Source organism: Klebsiella grimontii (genome assembly GCF_900200035.1).
Classification (GTDB): Bacteria; Pseudomonadota; Gammaproteobacteria; order Enterobacterales; family Enterobacteriaceae; genus Klebsiella; species Klebsiella grimontii.
This window is the reverse complement of the sequence record NZ_FZTC01000042.1, coordinates 1-4,654: the sequence shown is the minus strand read 5'-3', so window position 1 is coordinate 4,654 and position 4,654 is coordinate 1. Positions and strand designations below refer to the sequence as shown.

Here is a 4,654-nt window from a genome sequence, read left to right as displayed (position 1 = left end):
CTGGGAAGGATGGATTTACCAGCTCAATAAAAATCCCACGCTAAGGTGATTTATTGTTCATTGTATGGTGCTGCCTTACTGATCAGTACCCTATCGTTAAACTTTTTCTTTTCACAACAAAGATGAAATTTTGCCTGTATTGCCCCGACTCTGTTTTTCCTGTTATCTACCAATGAAGAATTAACACTAAACGAATTCGATATAACATATATGTTTTTGACTTCCTGGTTTAGAAGCGCGACACTATTCATTCAACGCAGGAGGTCACGATGTCATCAATTTCACCCCTACAACTCTTTAAAAGCCTGTCCGATGAAACCCGTCTGGGTATCGTCCTTCTCCTCAAAGAGATGGGTGAACTATGCGTATGCGATCTCTGCACGGCGCTGGAACAGTCGCAGCCTAAGATCTCCCGTCATCTGGCGATGCTACGTGAAAGCGGATTGTTGCTGGATCGCAAGAATGGGAAATGGGTTCACTACCGCTTATCTCCGCATATTCCTTCATGGGCTGCTCAGGTTATTGAGCAGGCCTGGTTAAGCCAACAGGACGACGTACAGGCTATCGCCCATAAGCTGGCATCAGCTAACTGCTCTGGTAGCGGCAAGGCTGTCTGCATCTAAAAAATTTGCCTGAACATATATGATTTTTCAAATGTGAGGTGTTCATGATGAAAACGTTAACGGTGTTTGACCCGGCTATGTGTTGCAGTACCGGCGTCTGCGGTACAGATATTGATCAGGTTCTGGTTGATTTTTCTGCGGATGTACAGTGGCTAAAACAGCGTGAAATTCAGGTTGATCGTTATAACCTGGCACAGCAACCCATGAGCTTTGTACAGAACGAAAAAGCCAAAGCATTCCTTGAGGCATCCGGGGCTGAAGGGCTTCCATTGTTGTTGCTGGATGGAGAAATGGTGATGGCGGGGCGTTATCCGAAACGCTCAGAGCTGGCCCGCTGGTTCGGAATACCGCTGGAGAAAGTAGGATTAGCATCTAAAAGCTGCTGCGGTGGTAATACTTCTTGTTGCTGAAATGTCAGGAGGACATATGAAATTTTTACAGAATATCCCACCTTACCTGTTTTTTACCGGTAAAGGGGGCGTCGGTAAAACCTCTATTTCCTGTGCCACCGCTATCAGCCTGGCGGAACAAGGCAAGCGGGTTTTGCTTGTCAGCACCGATCCGGCTTCAAACGTAGGCCAGGTGTTCAGCCAGACTATTGGCAATACCATTCTGCCGGTGGCCTCTGTACCGGGTCTTTCAGCGCTGGAAATTGATCCTCAGGCCGCCGCCCAGGAATATCGGGCCAGAATCGTTGATCCTATCAAAGGCATTCTGCCGGATGATGTCGTTAACAGTATTAACGAACAGCTCTCTGGTGCATGTACCACCGAAATTGCAGCTTTTGATGAATTTACCGGTCTGTTGACTGACGCATCATTATTGACCCGCTTTGACCATATTATCTTTGATACCGCGCCAACCGGTCACACTATTCGTCTTCTCCAGTTGCCCGGTGCGTGGAGTAGCTTCATTGAGAGCAATCCTGATGGTGCTTCCTGTCTTGGCCCGATGGCAGGGCTGGAGAAACAGCGTGAGCAGTATTCACACGCCGTCCAGGCATTGTCTGATCCGGATCGTACGAGGCTGGTTTTAGTGGCTCGACTGCAAAAATCAACGCTTCAGGAAGTCGCCCGTACTCATGATGAGCTTGCGGCGATAGGTCTCAAAAATCAGTATCTGGTCATCAACGGCGTGTTACCTGAGACAGAAGCAGTCAACGATACCCTGGCGGCTGCAATATGGGGCCGGGAGCAGGAGGCGCTGGCAAGTCTTCCCGCTGGTCTGGACGCTCTCCCTACTGACACATTATTCCTTCAACCAGTGAATATGGTCGGTGTGTCTGCTTTAAGGGGACTTCTCACCTCCCAACCTGAGACGGCTTCATTTGCTGAAGTGTCCGCCCTGCAAAAACCAGCGATATCGTCGTTGTCTGCTCTGGTTGATGAGATTGCCCTTAATGAACACGGCCTGATTATGCTGATGGGTAAAGGTGGCGTGGGTAAAACAACCATGGCTGCGGCCATTGCAGTCAGACTGGCCGAAATGGGATTTGATGTGCATCTCACGACGTCAGATCCTGCTGCACACCTGAGCACAACCCTCAATGGAAGCCTCAATAACCTGCAGGTCAGCAGAATCGACCCTCATGATGAAACAGAACGTTATCGCCAGCATGTCCTTGAAACGAAAGGACGTGACCTGGATGAAGCGGGGAAACATCTGCTGGAAGAGGATTTACGCTCTCCGTGTACCGAAGAGATTGCTGTGTTCCAGGCCTTCTCACGGGTGATCCGTGAAGCGGGTAAACGGTTTGTCGTCATGGATACGGCACCGACAGGACATACATTGTTGCTGCTTGATGCTACCGGGGCATACCACCGGGAGATAGCAAAGAAAATGGGAGATAAAGGCCATTTCTCTACGCCAATGATGCAGCTTCAGGATCCGGAAAGAACAAAAGTATTACTGGTCACTCTGCCGGAAACGACCCCCGTTCTTGAGGCTGCAAATTTACAAGCCGATCTTGAACGTGCCGGGATTCATCCATGGGGCTGGATTATCAATAACAGTCTTTCCATCGCTGAAACCCGTTCACCGCTGCTTCGTCAGCGCGCGCAGCAGGAACTGCCTCAAATCGAAGCTGTAAAGAACCAGCATGCTACCCGTGTTGCACTGGTTCCTGTTCTTGCGGCAGAGCCAACCGGTATAGACAAACTCAAACAGCTCGCAGGTTAATTTTTACTATATACAGGGCAGTCATGCTGCCCTGTCAGGAGGTTTTATGTTACTGGCAGGAGCAATTTTCATCCTGACCATCGTGTTGGTTATCTGGCAGCCGAAGGGGTTAGGGATTGGCTGGAGCGCCATATTTGGCGCAATACTGGCACTCATATCTGGGGTAGTACACATTACCGACATTCTGGTGGTATGGAATATCGTCTGGAACGCCACAGCAACCTTTATTGCCGTGATTATCATCAGTTTGCTGCTGGATGAGTCTGGCTTTTTTGAATGGGCAGCATTGCATGTTTCCCGCTGGGGAAATGGCCGGGGTCGCCTGCTGTTTACTTATATCGTTCTGCTCGGTGCTGCGGTAGCAGCGCTATTTGCCAATGATGGTGCAGCTCTCATCCTGACGCCGATCGTGATTGCCATGTTGCTGGCTCTGGGATTCAGTAAAAGCACCACGCTGGCATTTGTAATGGCTGCAGGGTTTATTGCCGATACCGCCAGCCTGCCGCTGATTGTGTCGAACCTGGTCAATATTGTTTCTGCTGACTTCTTCCATCTGGGCTTCACGGAATATGCTTCCGTGATGGTGCCTGTGGATATTGCCGCCATTATTGCCACGCTGGTGATGCTGCATCTGTTTTTCCGCAAAGATATCCCCCCGACCTATGATCTGAACCGACTGAAAGAACCTGCTCTTGCTATCAAAGATCCGGCGACGTTCAGAACGGGCTGGATTGTATTAATCCTTCTGCTGGCAGGTTTTTTTGTGCTTGAGCCGCTGGGTATTCCTGTCAGCGCTATTGCAGCTGTGGGTGCTGCTATCCTCTTTGTCGTGGCTAAAAGAGGTCATGCCATTAACACCGGTAAAGTCCTGCGTGGTGCACCGTGGCAGATTGTGATTTTCTCACTGGGAATGTATCTGGTTGTGTATGGGTTGCGTAATGCCGGGCTGACAGAATACCTCTCTGACGTGTTGAATTTACTTGCAGACAAAGGGCTTTTGGCGGCCACATTTGGCACGGGATTCCTGACAGCATTCCTGTCATCCATCATGAACAACATGCCTACTGTATTGATTGGCGCATTGTCGATCGATGGCAGCACCGCATCGGGTGTCATCAAAGAAGCAATGATTTATGCCAATGTCATCGGTTGCGATCTGGGACCTAAAATTACGCCTATTGGTAGCCTGGCAACGCTACTCTGGCTGCATGTACTTTCACAGAAGAAGATGACAATCACCTGGGGATACTATTTTCGCACCGGGATTATCATGACTCTGCCTGTGCTGTTTGTAACGCTGGCCGCGCTGGCGCTACGTCTCTCTTTCACTTTGTAATGAGATACTGATATGAGCAACATTACCATTTATCACAACCCAGCCTGCGGCACCTCTCGCAACACGCTTGAGATGATCCGTAACAGCGGTACAGAGCCGACCGTTATTCATTATCTTGAGACACCACCATCACGCGATGAACTGGTTAAACTTATTGCGGATATGGGGATCACAGTACGAGCGCTGCTGCGTAAGAATGTCGAGCCTTTTGAAGCATTAGGGCTGGCGGAAGACCGCTTTACTGACGAGCAGTTAATCGACTTTATGTTACAGCATCCTATTCTGATTAACCGCCCGATTGTGGTGACGCCACTGGGGACCCGGCTGTGTCGTCCTTCAGAAGTGGTGCTGGATATTCTTCCGGATGCACAAAAACACGCGTTCACCAAAGAAGATGGTGAAAAAGTCGTTGATGATGCAGGTAAACGACTGAAATGAATCCTAAGGGGCATTTGCCCCTTTATATTTTACTTTGCCAGCCACCCTTGATGATGCTTTCCATAGCGACATTATTCTG

Annotated in this window: 5 protein-coding genes; all 5 read left to right on the top strand. The window is 49.4% G+C overall.

Annotated features, from left to right (window positions below):
* Positions 1-269: 269 nt before the first annotated feature.
* From arsR to arsC, 5 genes are read left to right on the top strand one after another with little or no spacing between them, the layout of a single operon-like run.
* Positions 270-623: an As(III)-sensing metalloregulatory transcriptional repressor ArsR gene (gene arsR / locus KOSB73_RS27310; protein ID WP_025376942.1), complete on the top strand. Its 354-nt coding sequence runs from the start codon at positions 270-272 to the stop codon at positions 621-623.
* Positions 624-670: 47 nt separating this feature from the next.
* Positions 671-1,033, top strand: coding sequence for an arsenite efflux transporter metallochaperone ArsD (gene arsD / locus KOSB73_RS27305; RefSeq protein WP_032694616.1), 363 nt, complete (start codon positions 671-673; stop codon positions 1,031-1,033).
* Positions 1,034-1,049: 16 nt separating this feature from the next.
* Positions 1,050-2,801, top strand: a complete 1,752-nt coding sequence (arsA, locus tag KOSB73_RS27300; RefSeq protein ID WP_032694617.1) for an arsenical pump-driving ATPase — start codon at positions 1,050-1,052, stop codon at positions 2,799-2,801.
* Positions 2,802-2,847: 46 nt separating this feature from the next.
* Entirely contained in the window at positions 2,848-4,137 is a 1,290-nt protein-coding gene (locus tag KOSB73_RS27295) for an arsenic transporter (protein ID WP_032694618.1), read from the top strand.
* Positions 4,138-4,149: 12 nt separating this feature from the next.
* Positions 4,150-4,575: a glutaredoxin-dependent arsenate reductase gene (gene arsC / locus KOSB73_RS27290; RefSeq protein ID WP_032694619.1), complete on the top strand. Its 426-nt coding sequence runs from the start codon at positions 4,150-4,152 to the stop codon at positions 4,573-4,575.
* Positions 4,576-4,654: the final 79 nt, after the last annotated feature.